The following is a 15525-nucleotide window of genomic DNA, read 5'->3' as shown; positions in this document are numbered from 1 at the left end:
CAGAAATGAGTGAAGCTGCTATATATGCTGTTATGACTCGTATTATGTTACGTCGTCTAGTCGTCTAAAGATTTACTTTATAAATGGTCTCTAAATTCAATTTAACATCATACACCGATTTATTGACTAGGGCGGATATATCCTTCGGCTTCCAATTTTTTTAAAGCTCTTTGGGCTGCTGCTGTTCCATATCTTTTTCCAACATCATAAGATTCCTGATAAAGTTGGGGAAGAACGGTAATTGTTTTTTGTCCTACAGGTGTCTGATAAAATGTCAAAAGTTGTTTATTTTCTTCATTACTAAAGTATTTATTATAAATAGGAATAATTTCATTTACAATATCATCTGATTTAATTTCATTAGCAAAATTATCCCAAAATTTTTGAGGTACTTGAGGGTAATCGGGCTTGAAATCATTTAATAATTGAGTGATGATCTGTCGAGAAATATTTTTCACACCAGTTATCTCAAACAATTTCTTGATATTATTAGTTTTTTCTATTTCTTGAGCGTTACTATTTGGTGCAATAGTATTAGTTGGACTTTGAGCCAAAGCGGCTCTATTGAAGGTTGTTCCTAAGGAAAGTACAATTGCTGCTAAGAACAAAAAATTTATCTTCATTGATTTAAATTTATTTGTAATAAAGTATTATTTAGGTAAGTTTGACAAATAAAGAACCATTGTGAACAATGGTCTCAAATTATTATCCTTAAATTTATCATATAACAATCCGAATTGAAACGTGAGAAAATACGGAGATTAAAAGTACGTATTTCTAGGCTTTTCAGAGATTTTCGTTCTCACAAATGATTTAGGATTGCTATATAAGTCATTCTTTTACTACTTTTAGAGTGCGTAAACTACTATCAGCACAACCACTGATAAATCCTCCCATTGCCTGGATTTGTTGCAGATAGTCAAGGACGGATTTCGTGATGACTTCTCCCGGCATTAACACAGGAATTCCTGGGGGATAGGGACAGACGATTTCGACACAGATGCGTTTATTGGTCTTTGTCAAAGGTAGTATTTCACTGATAGCAAAAAAGGCTTCACGGGGAGAACAACATAAAGCAGAACAGTGTGTAGTGAAAAGCTCCTGCCAAAAATGGCTTTTAACATTCAAGTTGGTTCGGCGATATTCTTTAGCAAGAGTGGTAAAACCTTGGACTAATTGCTCAATATCGGCTGGGGTGTTGCCCAAACTAATGATAAAGGTGAGATGTTGCAGTGAGGCGAATTCAGCGGTAACAGCAAATTTTTCATCAAGAATTTCATCTACCTCAAATCCGGTTAAGCCTAAACCAGAAACAGTCACAGTCAATCGCGTTTCGTCTAAAGCCACAAAGCCAGGAGATCCCCCCAAACCACCTAGAGAAGGGGGGTTAGGAATTTGTAAGACAGATAATCCAGGAATTTGACTGATTTTTGTTCTAGCTTCATCAGCAAGTTGCAAAGTGCGAGACATCAGCATTTTTCCGTGGAGTGCCATTTGCTGACGTGCTGCATCTAAGGAAGCTAAAAGTAAATAACTAGGACTCGTGGACTGTACAAGTTGCAAAGCTTTACTAATGCGATCGCAATCTATCCTGTCACCTTGGATATGCAGCATCGATGCTTGTGTCATAGCACCAAGTACTTTGTGGATGGATTGTACAGTTAAATCGGCACCTGCGGCTAAGGCTGGAGTGGGTAATTCTGGATGAAAGGCAAAGTGGGCGCCGTGTGCCTCATCTACCAGTAGAGGGATATTGTATTGATGGGTAATGTTGGCGATCGCACTCAAATCTCCGCAAACGCCGTAATATGTTGGATAAACTGTCAACACTGCTTTGGCATCTGGATGTTGTTGGAGTGCAGATTGGACAGCATTGGGCGTGATGCTGTGGGCAATATCTAAAACTGGGTTGTATTCAGGATTGAGAAAAATTGGTATTGCACCAGAGAGAATTAAACCGGCGATCGCAGAAGAATGTACATTCCGAGGCAAAATGATTTTATCGCCAGTGCCACACGTCGCGAGAATAGCCGCTTCAATCCCACAGGTAGAACCATTGACAAGGAACCATGTTTGCGAAGCACCAAATGCCTCAGCCGCCAGTTGTTGTGCTTCTTGAATAACGCCTTGGGGTGCAAAGAGATTATCTAAATCTGCTAATTCGGTTAAATCAGCGCGAAAGATTTTTGTGCCAAATAGATCAGCCAAGGGTTGAGAAATTCCCTTACCTTGTTTATGTCCTGGCGTGTAAAAAGGCGCATGGGGTCTTGCTGCATTGGCTTTTAAGACATCTAATAAGGGTGTTTGGTTTTGATTGAGCATTAAAAAAAACAAACCGTTAAGAGAACTCAAAAAAATAAATTATCCAATATTATGGGGTGGACATCTTGCCATTAGTGTCAAGTTAAGGCACAAGCCCAATTGTCAAAGGTAAGTAACTACGCAAAATTAATTACAGTCATTGCAAGCGAAGCGTTCGCAATGACATTGTGTAATGAATTATGTTTACCTACTTATGTTCATCGAATTCGGGGTGTCGTTTATTGAATTCGGACAGTCGTTCATCGAATTCGGGGTGTCGTTTATTGAATTCGGGCAGCCGTTTCTTGAATTCGGGGTGTTGTTTCTTGAATTCGGGGTGTCGTTTATTGAATTCGGGGTGTCGTTTATTGAATTCGGGCAGCCGTTTATTATTTTTGTTCAATTAGTTTTACATTATGATTTGGCAATTGCCGAATTTTTTACTTAAAGGTTCTGCGGGTTTAATAAGTAATCAAACGGATATGATATAATTCCTTACTTTCAAGAATTAGCTTCTTACTGCACGCTCTCTCACCCATTGTTTTAACAGGGGAATTTCAAAATCATATCCTCCATTGATTTTGTGTAAAATATGATAACGCAACAAGCGGGTTAATACCTTTTCAGCAATTTCAGTACTTATAGGTAATAAAATATCTGTCTTAGCAACTTGTAATAATAATTCTTGACCAATTACCATTTCTTCTGGTGTAGTTCCTGTAAATTCTGTCCAAATATTTGTAAAATAAGGCTGACCGGAAATAAATGCATCATTAATAGAAGCTTGCAAGAGTTCAGCAGTAATAAAATCAGTATGGTTAAAGTTAGCTTGATTCACCATTGATGCGCCCAATAATTGTAGGCAGTAAGGGTGACAATTAGTAAGTATTAATACTTTCTTTACAATGCCTTGAGCGTAACGCAGTGCAAAATCTGGATCTGGATTCAGCAGTAATTCCTCGGCTTCGTTAGGTTCAAGATAAAGCATTTCTATCGGGACAACGCTGATAAAATAGCTACTCCAATTCGGGCCTAATTCTTCTAAAGTTTGCACTCCAGAAAAGAGAAAACCGAGTTGTTCATAATGTTGAATTAAGTGGCGTAGTTGGTCAAATAAACGTAAAGTTATCTGTCCGTTTTGGATGGCGGTACCGATTTTTTCAAATTCATCAAGGTTGAGAAGGATGCGCCGTTCTCCGATTTTGACAACTGCTTCATCCAACCAATCTTCTAAGGTGGTATAGGGACTAGGTTGAAAATCGGTGCGTTTAGGAATGTTTGGTAATTGAACGCCTTGACTTTTGCAGTCTTTATGAATTGCACGGACAAAACCAAAGCAAAAGTCAGATTCGCTGGTGGTAATGGCGGAACTTTGCATATCCACAAATACAGGGAGGATATCACTGGGAAGCAGGCGGGGAAAGTTATACAAAAAGGAAGTTTTACCACAGCGACGGGGGCCATGCAGCACAAGGGTAGGTCGGTCACGGTCTAAAACTCGACGGACAATTTCATTGGCAAATCTCTGACGACCTTTAAATAAGTTTTTTTGCTCAAGTCGTACCGGATTTCCATATTGGAACGGGTTGATTAGTTCGCCTTGAGAGAGTTTGTGTTGTTCGTTTTGTTCCAGTTCAATAACCCTTTGCCAATGTTCCAGTACAGGTGTCCAGCGTTTGATGGCTTCGCCTTTAAGTCCGAGAGAGGGTAATTGGGATTGCAATCGAACAAGCTTGTCATTGATTTTTTCTAATCCTCGTTCTCGTAGGGGTATATTTTGATTTTCAAGTGCAGATTGAATATCTTGAATAATAGTTTGCAAGCGAGGAAGAAGGATAGAAAGTTCGGGTTTAACCTTTGGTAAAGGTGTTTCTGGAGTGGGGGTGTTGCTGTCAGAATCGAGGTGATAGAAGGGAGAAATCAGGAAGGGTAATATGGGATGGTCTGAGTTGGCAGTAAAGATTAGTTCTGGAATACTTTGAATTTTCTTGAGTTGGTCGGCGACAATTTGTGGTAAGGCATTTTGCAGGGTTATTTGAAATCCTGATAAGGAAAAAGTTTGGGTATATTGAAAGATTGTTAAGGCTTGTTGAGGTCTTACACTAAATTCAGAAACAAGAAGTTGAGCATGATTAGGTAAAGGTATCCACAGGAGTTCGCTAGTGTAAGGAGGTAATTGAAAAAGTATTTTTGCTGTTTGGGGACGTAACCACCTAATTGTTGAATCTGAAAATCTGAAAAAAAGTTTTAGTAAATAAAAAGGAAATGTATAATAACCACCTAAAGAAATAAAGCTATAATCAGGAAATACTCTGTAATAGCTGAGTAAGGTTACAGGGATAATTAATGTTGAAAGCCATCCTAAATTTTGGGTAGAAAGAGCTATTAAAATCACTGTAGTGATGATAAAAACTCTGTTGTCTTTTGCTGGTGCAAGAGCAAAAGCGATTAAACTTGCAACAACCGAAAACCAGGTAAGCGGTAAAGTAGCAACTCCCGCCACTCCCACCGCCACTCCCACCGCCACGACTCCCGTTACGACTCCCGCCACGACTCCCGTCACGACTCCCGCCACGACTACCGCCACCTCTCTTGGCACGACTCCCGCCACTCCGACCACCACTCCAACTGCCACTCCCACCGCCACTTCGACCGCCACTCCGACCGCCACTCCCACCGCCATGACTCCCGCCACTCCGACCACCACTCCAACTGCCACGACTACCGCCACGAATCCTGCATCATCACTATTTTTTATAATTTCTCTTGTTATAAATAGGAAAATGCTTGTCATTCCACTTACTAACAACAGAAACAACCAGTTTTGAGTTGCTAACCACGCTCCTACTAACATCACACTGATTGTTCCTCCCACCACCATCACATTACGACCAAGGGAAAGAAGTTCTTTTTTTAACAGTTGCAATATTAACCAAACAGTTAATGATACAGATACTCCAAAAACTGCAAAACCTATCCCTATTTGAGGTAAAGGAGGTAAAACTTTAATAGCTTCTATTAAGCCTTTTAACCAGCTATCAGGCTGATTTGATACAACTATCAACCACAACAAAGGAATAACCAGTCCTAAAGGTAAAAATAAAACTCCTGTCGTATAAGCAATTAACATTACACAAGGTAACTGTAGCCAATCTAACAATTGATTACACTCAATCAGTCTTAAAATAAGAGGGATATTACAAATAAATAATAAGAATAAATACTGACTAATAAATCGTAAGTTTCTATACAACAAAATATTAAAAAAACTTGTGTCTGGTCTGCGTCCATTTTTTTCTTTTTGAGGCGACCATTCATTTATTCGTTGCTGAAGCCTTGAAGGGCAAAACATTGTCCACCAAAATAGTTCCCAAGTTTCTCGCAAAAACAGCAACATTTTTTATATTTAATGTTTGAATATTTGGCTTCTTGCTTTATCTTTGACCTTTCACAAACTCTGCAAAAACACTGCTAAATAAACCCCTATTCTTCCGTAATAACCCATGACGCTGAAGCCTATCTACAATTGCCAGATCAGGAATAAGTAAGTTACCCACTCTCAACTCATAACGTAATGCTGAACGTTCAACTTCGGTTAAATCTTTCCAAAGTTCTTCAAAACGAGGCTTTGCTTGAAAATTAAACTCATTTTTAGCTATTTCTTGATTACTATTTTGCCACAATATCGCCCCCGTCATCTGCACATAATAGGGCAACCCTCCTGCTAACTCATCCACCCATTGTAATACCGCAGAATTAGGCAGAAATCCTTCCTGTCCTTTCTGGATGATGCTTTGCCAAGCTTCCTCCTCTAATACCCCTAAAATAGTCGTACTGAAAATATTGGCAAAGGGAGAACCGAGACTCAAAGTTTCGTAAACTTCATTAAGAGGGCGTTTGCTGGCAATTACCATTGTTAATAAACCCGCAGAAGCTTTAGAACGCCAATCTTCTCCCCAATCCTGAAACAATTCCAATCTATCTTTTTTACTAGCAATCGCTTCAAACTCATCCAATAAAATAATTAAACGATACCCTTTATTTACTAAATCCTGTAAGCCATCTTCTACTGCAAAGCCATCTTCATTATCTTCCTTTGACCAAGGAAAATTCCCTGTTAGTTTGTGAATTCCTCGCCTTAAGCCTTCAAGAATCCCCTCTGGAGTATGAAAATTCCCATTCGTTAAATCTAAGAAAACAACTAAAGGCTTTTGTTCTGGCGAACAAAATTCGCTGATTCTTTCTTTTATATATCGCAATAGAGAGGTTTTTCCATTGCGCCGCAAGCCTACCAAATTGACACATTGAGGACTAATCGCACCAATGCGGTTTTTAATCTCTAAAATCTCTCTTCTCCGTCCGTAAAAACGTTGTGGAGAAACAGGAAGACCATATTCAAATGGATTATCACCTTTGGGCTTTGATTGATGAAATTGTTTATTAAGTAAGGCAATTTCGGGAAAGTGTTGCACAATAACTTGAGCCGAAACTGCCCGCCCACCTAAATCGTTACCCTCATCACGGGAAAGATGCACAATTCCACAAACTTTACCTGTTAATAAATTTAACAAAGGCGAGCCACTAAAGCCTGAGATAACTTGCCCTTGCTTTAACTTATAGAGAATAATATCCTGTTTAAAACTTATTCCTTCATATTTAAAGCTTGCTGAATCCCCCTGCGAATAATCAACTTCGCTATTTTTGGGATAACCGAAAATATATAAATCATCGTTGGTATTGGGTTCTGTATCATCCAATTCAACACAGGGATGATGCAAACAATCCTCGTACAGTTGTAAAAGGGCTAAATCAAGTGGATATTTGTATAATTGCGTAACTTTAGCTGTGTAATCCTGGTTTCCTGCTTTCCAGAATACTTCCACAGGGTTATCTTTCGCAGATTCGACCACATGGGCGCAGGTGAGAATCCAATTCCGTGCAACAAAAAAACCTGTTCCCTGACTACTGGAAACATTTAAACGCACTGTACAGCGTTGTAAATGGTCTTCGTTACCCATTAATTGCTCTCACCTAGCATCTTTGTAAAAAGATTAGCACAACTGTAAGACAATCAACTGTTATTTACCCCATTCCATCGTAATTTCCAGGTTAGCTGTGCCTGTTCCTTTGACAATTAAAGCGGTTAGTTGTCCTGACTCAACTCCAATTTGTAAACCTAGTTTGATACTAAATTTATCTGGTTTGACTGTCTGGCTAATATCTTTTAATGAACCTGCGACATCTTCAGCAATGGATTTAATAATTTCTGTCGCTTGTTTAAAGACTCTGGTTTCATCAGAAACAGGTTGTTCCCCTATAGGCGTAACCTCTACTTTAATTATTTTGCCGTCAGAAAGTTCAAAGGAAATAATTTTAGTTTTATCTGCCATATATCATTTTTTCTGTTAATTTTTTGTGCAAGTATCTTCTTGAATAATGGGAAGAAGGTATATGATATTTTTACATTTTTCGGGCGCGATTAATTTGAGTCTGGCAACAATATATCCTATACGTTACTTTCATCATTGAAAGGTTTCAGAACGTTATAAGCAGTAATCATATCCTAAGTAATTTATATAGCAGTTCTCAATTGCATCGAATACAGACCTAACCCCCAGCCCCTTAAGAGCAAGGGAAGGGGAGTAAGATTCAAAGCCTTTCTCCTTTTAGGAGAGAGGAATGGAAGTGAGGTCAAAGTGTATCAAATCCAAATGAGAAGCGCTATATTACTTTGTATACATGGCAGATTATTAGCGTAGGCGTAGCCCGCCGTAGGTATCGCCCTCTATAAAAAAAGTTTTTGGTTTGCTGTTCAGGATTGAGAAAATTGGTATTACACGCAGAGCGCAAAGGACATAGAGGAAGAAGAGACTCGTTACGCAGAATGCTATGCTTGCGTTAAAATCCGTAAGTCCTGCATGGCTGACTAGATGAGACCTTATCATCAAATCCCGATTTTTGAGTGTGGGGAACCGTTAGTAGCGATTCCTTTAGAATTATTTGCGGTGGAATCTCCCCATCCTTATGAAAAGTTGGGTGCGCCTTATGGCGATCGCTCCCCCTATTATCTCCGTCAAAGCGTTATTGAAAATTTGCTCCAAGCGCAAAATTATCTTGATGTTCTGCATCGCAACTGGCGTATCCAAATTTTTGATGCCTATCGCCCGATTGCAGTCCAGCAGTTTATGGTAGATTACAGCTTCGCCCAAGCATTGCAGGATAGGGGACTGACTAAGGTGGAGTTATCACCAAAGCAACGCCAAGAGATTTGGGAAGCGGTTTATGAAATTTGGGCTGCACCAAGTTTGGATGAAAAAACTCCGCCTCCTCACAGTACGGGTGGGGCGGTGGATGTGACGTTAGTAGATGATGCTGGGCAAATAATAAATATGGGTTCGCCAATTGATGAAATGTCAGAGCGATCGCATCCCGATTATTATGCCAATAGTGAGCAGCCACAAGCGCAAAAGTATCATGCTCACCGTCAGCTATTGCAAGATGTAATGTTAAAAACCGGCTTTCAACGCAATCCCAGAGAGTGGTGGCATTTTTCTGTTGGCGATCAGATGTGGGCTTGGCTGAATAATCAATCCAATCCAGCCAATCCTACCACTGCCCGTTATGGGCGTCTAGCACAGATGCGTTATGCATTTTGAGGATTCAGTTCCCTTAACTCGTCGGTGGTGTAAGTACCAATGGGAGTCCAAACTAGATAGGGAAGGAGTAAGAGCGTCGCTAGTCCAGAAATCGGCAAAACGTAGATTGCGAGGACAACGCCTGAAATCAAACCGATTAGCCCCAGAATTTCCCCAACTTTGAGACTGCGAAACCTCAGCATTACAGGTATGTAGGCGACGGTGATAATTTCCACCAAGAGGTACAAAGCCATTAGTAGCCAAGTAATTAGGCTTCCGGGATTTTTTTCCCAGACAATATAAGCTGAAACTGCACCGCCAATAAAAATCACAGTCCAGATCAGCGGAATCAGCTGCTCAAAAACTAGCCAGCGAGGGCGACTTAACCGTGCAAACCATTTAACATCGCGCGGCGTGATCAAGAAACTACCAAGGGCAATGAACAAAGTTACAGCCCCAATTATGATCCAAGATGGAATCATAATGCACTCAAGTTTTGTGTATTTTGTCAAGTCATACACTGCAAGTTTGACAATTTAGGGCATAGGTTGAATCATTCGCTGGTGCGAATCTAAACATCTTGAGGATTGAGACTAGCCATCTGCCAAGTGGTATAAGTACCAATGGGACTCCAGAGTAAATAAGGAACTAGTAGCAATGCTGCCCAACCAGAAAAACCTAAGACTGCAAGTATCAACAAAACACAAATGATAAAACCTGTGCCACCAAGAATTGTACCCACTTTCAGACTGCGAAGCCTAAACATTACAGGCGTATAGGCAATGGTAATAATTTCTAAAAGCAAGTATAAACCCATGATTAACCGGGTTGAGGTGCTTCCTGGGTCTTTTTCCCAGATAATATAAGCTGACCAAGCACCGCAAATAAATATTACAGTCCAGATAATTGGAATTGCACCCTCAAAAGTTAGCCATCTCGGTCGTTGTAAGCGCTTGAACCATTGGCGATCGCTTGGCGTAATCAAGTTAGCTGCTAAGGCAACCAAGAAAGCCACACCCCCAATCACCATCCAAGATTTAATCATGACCGTTAGTCCTTTACAAGCGCTATCTATCGCTTAATATCACTCTTTATAGTGTGATTTTGTCAATTTAATTGCTAATTACTCATCATCCCTGAGTTTGATACCTTTAGATCGTTTGGCAGGATTTTAATTTATGGGCATTGGGTATTGCTTATTTATTTCTCCCTTGTCCTCCCACTCCTGATTTATTCCCCACAATGTTGAGGTGATTAGTTTTATATGCGTCTATGTTCTTCCATGACCCGTGCGTAAGTCCTATTCTTGATAAAACTAGGTTATACGATCGCACTGCGATTTCTGAACCCTACAGGATCTTGCTACAGCATGACATTTTACACAGATCAGCTTTTATGAGCCGACAGTGACGGTATAAGACAACACAAAGGGCTTGAAACTAGCTCCAGATTTTGGAGTACCGCTCAACTCCAATTCATAAGCTCCTACTTTGGGAAATACGATCTCGGCTCCGGGAATGCTTTTATATTGCTTGGTTGATACATTATGTAAAGTGGGCTTCAACAATGGGGTATCAGTTTCGCTGTGAGGTTGAGGGTAGACAGCCAACTGACAGTTACATTGTGTCAGGGGGATTAGTCGCCCGCCTTTATGGGTGAGGACAATCCAAGCATGAGCGGTTTTGCCAGCTTGAGGATTGTCATTAGGTTCAATATGCAGCATCCCGCCCACATCTTTTGACACCTTTTCGGTGTGGGCATTAACTGGTGTAGCAATCAGAACCGAAATTAGTAATAGCCATCCCAAATTCTTCTCTAGGGTAAAGTGGAACATAGAGTTTTTAAAGAGTAAGCGAAGTAAACCAGGTTGACTGAGGAAAGGCAATTAAAGGAAAATTCAAAGATTTTTGATGCTATTTTCCACCAGTATTTAGGAACGATAATTTTAAAAGAATAGTTGTGTCAAAAGACAACCTGTCAAACTTTGCCCGAAAATTCTTTACCAACTACTAAGGCTTAATCCCAACTAAAAACTCGTTGACTCCGGAACTTCTACCTAAATATCTAACTTCAAGGCTGATTAACTTATTACTTATGATAGTTACTAAAACTCACTTGGATACGTGAAAGTAGTTAGAGTAAATATACTTATTAACTGAGGTTCAAAGCATGGACTCGACAGGTAAAGTTCTAATTGTGAACTCGTCCTGGTACCTTCCAATGCCGTTGAAAGAGTATGCAATGAGCCGAGTGACTGTCTACTTTTATAACGATGGGTGGGTTCCAATTAAATATTGTTTTTTGGAGAAGGCAATTGTGCTTCACCAGAAGGCAAAGCTAGAAGGCAAGGAAATTTTATTATTTCCTGCTAATCTAGACCCGAATGAATTCTCAAACTCTTTTAACTAAAATGGATTGAGGTAGACTATTTTTCCAAAATCTTGGCAACAAATAAATTGGCTAGAGAGGCGTACATATATATGTACGCCTCTACTTGTAAATGGGATTAAAAATTTGTGCGAACTTGAAAGCTAAAGGTGCAGCGATCGCTATAAGATATAACCAAGGTTTCTCAGGTAATATTGTTTACGTCAAAGAGGGATGTCTACGACGGGCTACGCCTACGCGTCAAAAGACACGTTGTCAAAGAATCACGTAGGCTTTGTTATCGTACCAATGGATTTTTGTTCGCAGCTACTGAGTTGACAGTTTGTTCAATTCTCTTCAACCTTGTCTCTGGACGTTTTGCACTGTCAACCCAAAAAAGGATATTTTTTTTGGATGAGTTATTAAATGCCTCAAAATACTCTTTAGCGGTTGTGTTTGCTTCTAAGGCCTACTTTAAATCTAAGAGGATGTCTGAGAAGTATCAAATATTTGTTGATCCCCCCTAACCCCCCTTAAAAAAGGGGGAATAAGAGTCTCAAAGTCCCCTTAAAAAGGGGGATTTAGGGGGATCTCCAAGGGTTAGGTGTATACAAAAAAACTTTTCAGACATCCTCTAAGGGAATAATTAATGCTTCGATCGCATCCAACGAGTTCCATGAGCCATTTTGTTTTGCAGCTGCAATTTTTTCCAGACCAGCTATAGTCATCAAACCTTGTTCTATGAGTTCTTCAATATATTGTTTATTTAATTTTGACCACACGCTTTTCGGTTTTCGAGGTGTAAATATTTGCATATAACGTTCTTCATCTAAGGATTTGACTTTACTGTCAATCCAACCAAAGCATAAGGCTTCTTTTACTGCTTCGCTATATCTAACACTTGGTTTACCACTTTTTACTTTGTAGTAGATGAGCCATAGACCAAAAGAGGTGCGATGGTTTTTCTCCAACCATTCTCGCCATTCTTCCCGGCTTGTGGCGCAGAAAGTGGTAAATTCATTATTAAGTTTGGATACACCAGTAATCTTACTTTTGCTGAGGTTTATCTCTGGATTTTGCTGCATTTGTTTTATGTTCAATACAAATAAAGATCACCAGGTAATTAAACCAAACCTGAACGCAGTGCTATGACTGCTGCTTGCACGCGATCGTCTACTGCTAATTTATTCATAATCCCCCGGACATGAGTTTTGATGGTATTAGGACTGAGATAGAGTTTTTCGGCAATCTCTGGATTACTCAACCCGTCTACCATGAGTTTTAATACTTCTAACTCGCGCCCAGATAAGTTGGCGTTGTTACTGGTGGGTGAGGGCGGTTTGAGATTATCAATTACTCGCCGCGCAATTTGAGGATCGAGATAGGCTGCACCATCAACTGCGGCTGCGATCGCACTTAACAATCGTTCCACACTTGCACCTTTGATGCAATATGCATCTGCACCGCTAGACAGTGCAGCAATAATTTCTGTCTCTGTTTGATGAGATGTCAGCATCACCACATGAGTTGCTGGCAACGCCGCCTTAATTTGCTGTGTCGCTGCAATACCGTCCAATCGCGGCAATCCAATATCCATAACCACCAAATCAGGTTTCAGTTGCAGTGCTGCTTGAACTCCCAAATAACCATCTTCTGCTTGTCCAATTATTTCCAACTGAGGATGAGCCATTAACGATTGCTCTAATCCCAGTTGCATCATCGGATCATCTTCGACAATTAACACGCGCAACGGCGGAGCATTTATCGGTAAATTTAAGGGATAGCGAGTATCTAAAGACATTTTTATTTATTAAGAGTTAGTAGTAGAGACGCGATTAATCGCGTCTCTTGTTTTATTCTTCCACGCGATAGCCTAACTCTGCTAAACTTACCCGTGACTGTCGCCATTTTGGCTGGACTTTCACAAACAATTCTAGGTAAACTTTACCAGCGATTAACTTTTGGATTTGTTCGCGAGCTTCACTACCAATCGCTTTGAGCATTGCTCCACCTTTGCCGATGAGTATGCCTTTTTGGGAATCGCGCTCGACGTTGATGGTAGCAAGTACACGGGTAATGCTGGGAGTTTCTTCTACTAGATCAATGGCGATCGCTACTGAATGGGGTACTTCTTCACGAGTCAATAATAAGATTTGTTCTCGGATCAATTCACCCATAATAAAGCGCTCTGGCTGGTCAGTTACCAAGTCTGGAGGATAGTATAATGGCCCAATTTCTAAATGTTCAATTAATAATTCTTGAAGTTGCGGTAATCCTGCATTAGTTTTGGCAGAAAATTTCACAATTTCCCATTCATGGGACTTGGCCATCTGGGCGTAACTATCATCCAGAAACTGAAAATCAGCGGGTTGTTGGTCGATTTTGTTCGCACCCATAATCACTGATGTTTTGCTGCGACTGAGCAAATCGGCAATATAGCGATCGCCTGCACCACAAGCCACCGCCCCATCTACCACAAATAGCACTACATCTACCGATTCAATCGCAATTTTGGCATTTTGCACCAAAACTTCCCCCAATTGATGATGGGGCTTATGAATTCCTGGCGTATCTACAAATATTAGCTGTGCCTCTGGTGTAGTTAAAATACCGCGCAAACGGTTACGTGTTGTTTGTGCTACTGGTGATGTAATGGCAATTTTTTGTCCTACCAATTGATTCATTAAAGTAGATTTACCGACATTAGGACGACCAACAATGCCGATAAAACCTGATTTAAATTCAGGAGGAGCTTGGGGAATTGTTACTTCTCCTGAAAAAGAGAAAGTGTAATTTTCAATACTAGTCACCTTTGGCTCCACCCTCATATTTTACAGCTGGGATAACTTGATTTTTTCTTAGACACAAAACAAGCATAAAATCACCCTGGCATTTTTAGGGATTGCTTTTGCCGAGGTTTAATCTACTACTGGCTCTACACTTATATTTTACAGCTGAGATAACTTTGTTTTATTTTTAGATACAAAACAAACATAAAATTACTTTGGTATTTACAGAGAGGCTTTTGCTTAGGTTTAATCTGCTACTAACTTTGGCTTAAGTTTCATCGACTACTCAATATATTTTGATCAAAATGTCAATAAAAGATATGGGAGAACGCAAACGCATAGGAATTCTTACGAGTGGAGGTGATTGTTCTGGCTTAAATGCTGTGATTAGGGCTGTAGTAAATTGTGCTGTGAATACCTACGGCTGGGAGGTTTTGGGAATTCGGCAAGCGACTCTAGGATTAATGGCGCGTCCGCCACAATTCACAAAGCTGGAAATTGATCAAGTTGATTCGCTATTAACTGCGGGTGGCACAATGTTGGGGACAACCAATAAAGGCGACCCTTTTGCTTTTCCAATGGCGGATGGAAGTTTATGCGATCGCTCTGAAGAAATTATTGCAGGTTATCATCAACTAGGTTTAGACGCTTTGATTGGGATTGGCGGCGATGGTAGCTTGGCAATTCTGCGCCGCCTCGCTCAACAAGGCGGCATTAATTTAGTTGGTATTCCTAAAACAATTGATAACGATATTGGCGTTACTGAACATGCCATCGGTTTTGATACAGCAGTCAATATTGCCACGGAAGCACTAGATCGATTACATTTTACTGCTGCAAGTCATAGCCGAGTCATGATTTTGGAAGTAATGGGGCGTGATGCCGGACACATAGCAATAGCTGCGGGAATTGCGGGGGGAGCAAATGTAATTTTAATTCCCGAAATCCCTTACACAGTTGAGCATATTTGCCACAAAATCAAAGAACGCCAAGATAAAGGCAAAAACTATTGTTTGATTATTGTTTCTGAAGCAGTTCGTACCCACGATGGAGAAAATGTAACGATTACAAACCGCTTAGGTCAATCTCGATACGGTGGAATTGGCGAATATTTAGCAGATAAAATTATTGAGCACATTGGTGTAGAAACGCGAGTTACAGTTTTAGGACACATTCAACGGGGTGGGACTGCTTCACCACTAGATAGATTAGTTGCAACTGTTTTTGGCGTTGCGGCGGTTAATTTAATTGCCGAGGGTAAATATGATCGCATGGTGACATGGCAAAATCGCCAAGTATTAAGTGTACCAATTACAGAAGCGATCGCTCAATATAGCGCCGTCGATCCGAATGGTACTTTAGTTAAAACCGCTCGTGGTATGGGTATTTATTTAGGCGACTGAATTGAGTGAGGAGTGAGAAGTTAAAAAACT

The 15525-nt window shown here is 40.3% G+C and carries 13 protein-coding genes and 2 pseudogenes; 3 read left to right on the top strand and 12 right to left on the bottom strand.

Features of this window, described 5'->3' with window-relative positions; translation table 11 throughout:
• Positions 1 to 119: 119 nt before the first annotated feature.
• Positions 120 to 623: a DUF2059 domain-containing protein gene (locus V7K48_RS31445; protein ID WP_335078712.1), complete on the bottom strand. Its 504-nt coding sequence runs from the start codon at positions 621 to 623 to the stop codon at positions 120 to 122.
• Positions 624 to 831: 208 nt separating this feature from the next.
• On the bottom strand, positions 832 to 2322 hold the full coding sequence (locus tag V7K48_RS31440; protein ID WP_335078710.1) for an aminotransferase class I/II-fold pyridoxal phosphate-dependent enzyme: 1491 nt from the start codon (positions 2320 to 2322) through the stop codon (positions 832 to 834).
• Between the two features lie 193 nt (positions 2323 to 2515).
• Here V7K48_RS31440 and V7K48_RS31435 point away from each other — a divergent pair, with 193 nt between their 5' ends.
• A complete protein-coding gene (locus V7K48_RS31435) occupies positions 2516 to 2749 on the top strand; it encodes a hypothetical protein (protein ID WP_335078708.1) in 234 nt (77 codons plus the stop codon).
• Positions 2750 to 2809: 60 nt separating this feature from the next.
• Here the strand turns inward: V7K48_RS31435 and V7K48_RS31430 are convergent, their stop codons facing one another.
• From V7K48_RS31430 to V7K48_RS31420, 3 genes are all read right to left on the bottom strand, one after another.
• On the bottom strand, positions 2810 to 5461 hold the full coding sequence (locus tag V7K48_RS31430; RefSeq protein WP_335078706.1) for a hypothetical protein: 2652 nt from the start codon (positions 5459 to 5461) through the stop codon (positions 2810 to 2812).
• A 274-nt stretch (positions 5462 to 5735) separates the two neighbouring features.
• On the bottom strand, positions 5736 to 7319 hold the full coding sequence (locus tag V7K48_RS31425) for a trypsin-like peptidase domain-containing protein (RefSeq protein ID WP_335078704.1): 1584 nt from the start codon (positions 7317 to 7319) through the stop codon (positions 5736 to 5738).
• Between the two features lie 60 nt (positions 7320 to 7379).
• Positions 7380 to 7691, bottom strand: a complete 312-nt coding sequence (locus V7K48_RS31420) for a CU044_2847 family protein (protein ID WP_335078702.1) — start codon at positions 7689 to 7691, stop codon at positions 7380 to 7382.
• Between the two features lie 540 nt (positions 7692 to 8231).
• Between V7K48_RS31420 and V7K48_RS31415 the strand changes: the two genes are divergently transcribed.
• Complete coding sequence (locus tag V7K48_RS31415; RefSeq protein WP_335078700.1) at positions 8232 to 8957, top strand: M15 family metallopeptidase; 726 nt, start codon at positions 8232 to 8234, stop codon at positions 8955 to 8957.
• Here the strand turns inward: V7K48_RS31415 and V7K48_RS31410 are convergent.
• The 7 genes and pseudogenes from V7K48_RS31410 to era all read right to left on the bottom strand — a co-directional run bounded on the left by V7K48_RS31410 (position 8945) and on the right by era (position 14131).
• Positions 8945 to 9418, bottom strand: a complete 474-nt coding sequence (locus V7K48_RS31410) for a TspO/MBR family protein (RefSeq protein WP_335078698.1) — start codon at positions 9416 to 9418, stop codon at positions 8945 to 8947. The genes V7K48_RS31415 and V7K48_RS31410 overlap by 13 nt on opposite strands.
• An 89-nt stretch (positions 9419 to 9507) precedes the next feature.
• On the bottom strand, positions 9508 to 9981 hold the full coding sequence (locus V7K48_RS31405) for a TspO/MBR family protein (RefSeq protein WP_334971982.1): 474 nt from the start codon (positions 9979 to 9981) through the stop codon (positions 9508 to 9510).
• A gap of 348 nt (positions 9982 to 10329) precedes the next feature.
• A complete protein-coding gene (locus V7K48_RS31400; RefSeq protein WP_335078696.1) occupies positions 10330 to 10770 on the bottom strand; it encodes a hypothetical protein in 441 nt (146 codons plus the stop codon).
• Between the two features lie 831 nt (positions 10771 to 11601).
• A pseudogene (locus V7K48_RS31395) lies at positions 11602 to 11760 on the bottom strand (YdeI/OmpD-associated family protein); the annotation flags it as partial.
• 181 nt (positions 11761 to 11941) lie between these two features.
• Positions 11942 to 12388 (bottom strand): annotated as a pseudogene (locus V7K48_RS31390) (YdeI/OmpD-associated family protein); the annotation flags it as partial.
• Positions 12389 to 12426: 38 nt separating this feature from the next.
• Entirely contained in the window at positions 12427 to 13104 is a 678-nt protein-coding gene (locus tag V7K48_RS31385; RefSeq protein WP_335078694.1) for a response regulator transcription factor, read from the bottom strand.
• Between the two features lie 52 nt (positions 13105 to 13156).
• Positions 13157 to 14131, bottom strand: a complete 975-nt coding sequence (gene era, locus V7K48_RS31380; RefSeq protein ID WP_335078692.1) for a GTPase Era — start codon at positions 14129 to 14131, stop codon at positions 13157 to 13159.
• 281 nt (positions 14132 to 14412) lie between these two features.
• Between era and V7K48_RS31375 the strand changes: the two genes are divergently transcribed.
• A complete protein-coding gene (locus V7K48_RS31375; RefSeq protein ID WP_335078719.1) occupies positions 14413 to 15495 on the top strand; it encodes an ATP-dependent 6-phosphofructokinase in 1083 nt (360 codons plus the stop codon).
• The last annotated feature ends 30 nt before the right edge of the window (positions 15496 to 15525 follow it).

Source organism: Nostoc sp. (assembly GCF_036919615.1).
GTDB lineage: Bacteria > Cyanobacteriota > Cyanobacteriia > Cyanobacteriales > Nostocaceae > Nostoc.
Note: the sequence above shows the minus strand (reverse complement) of the source record. Positions and strands in the feature narration are given on the sequence as shown.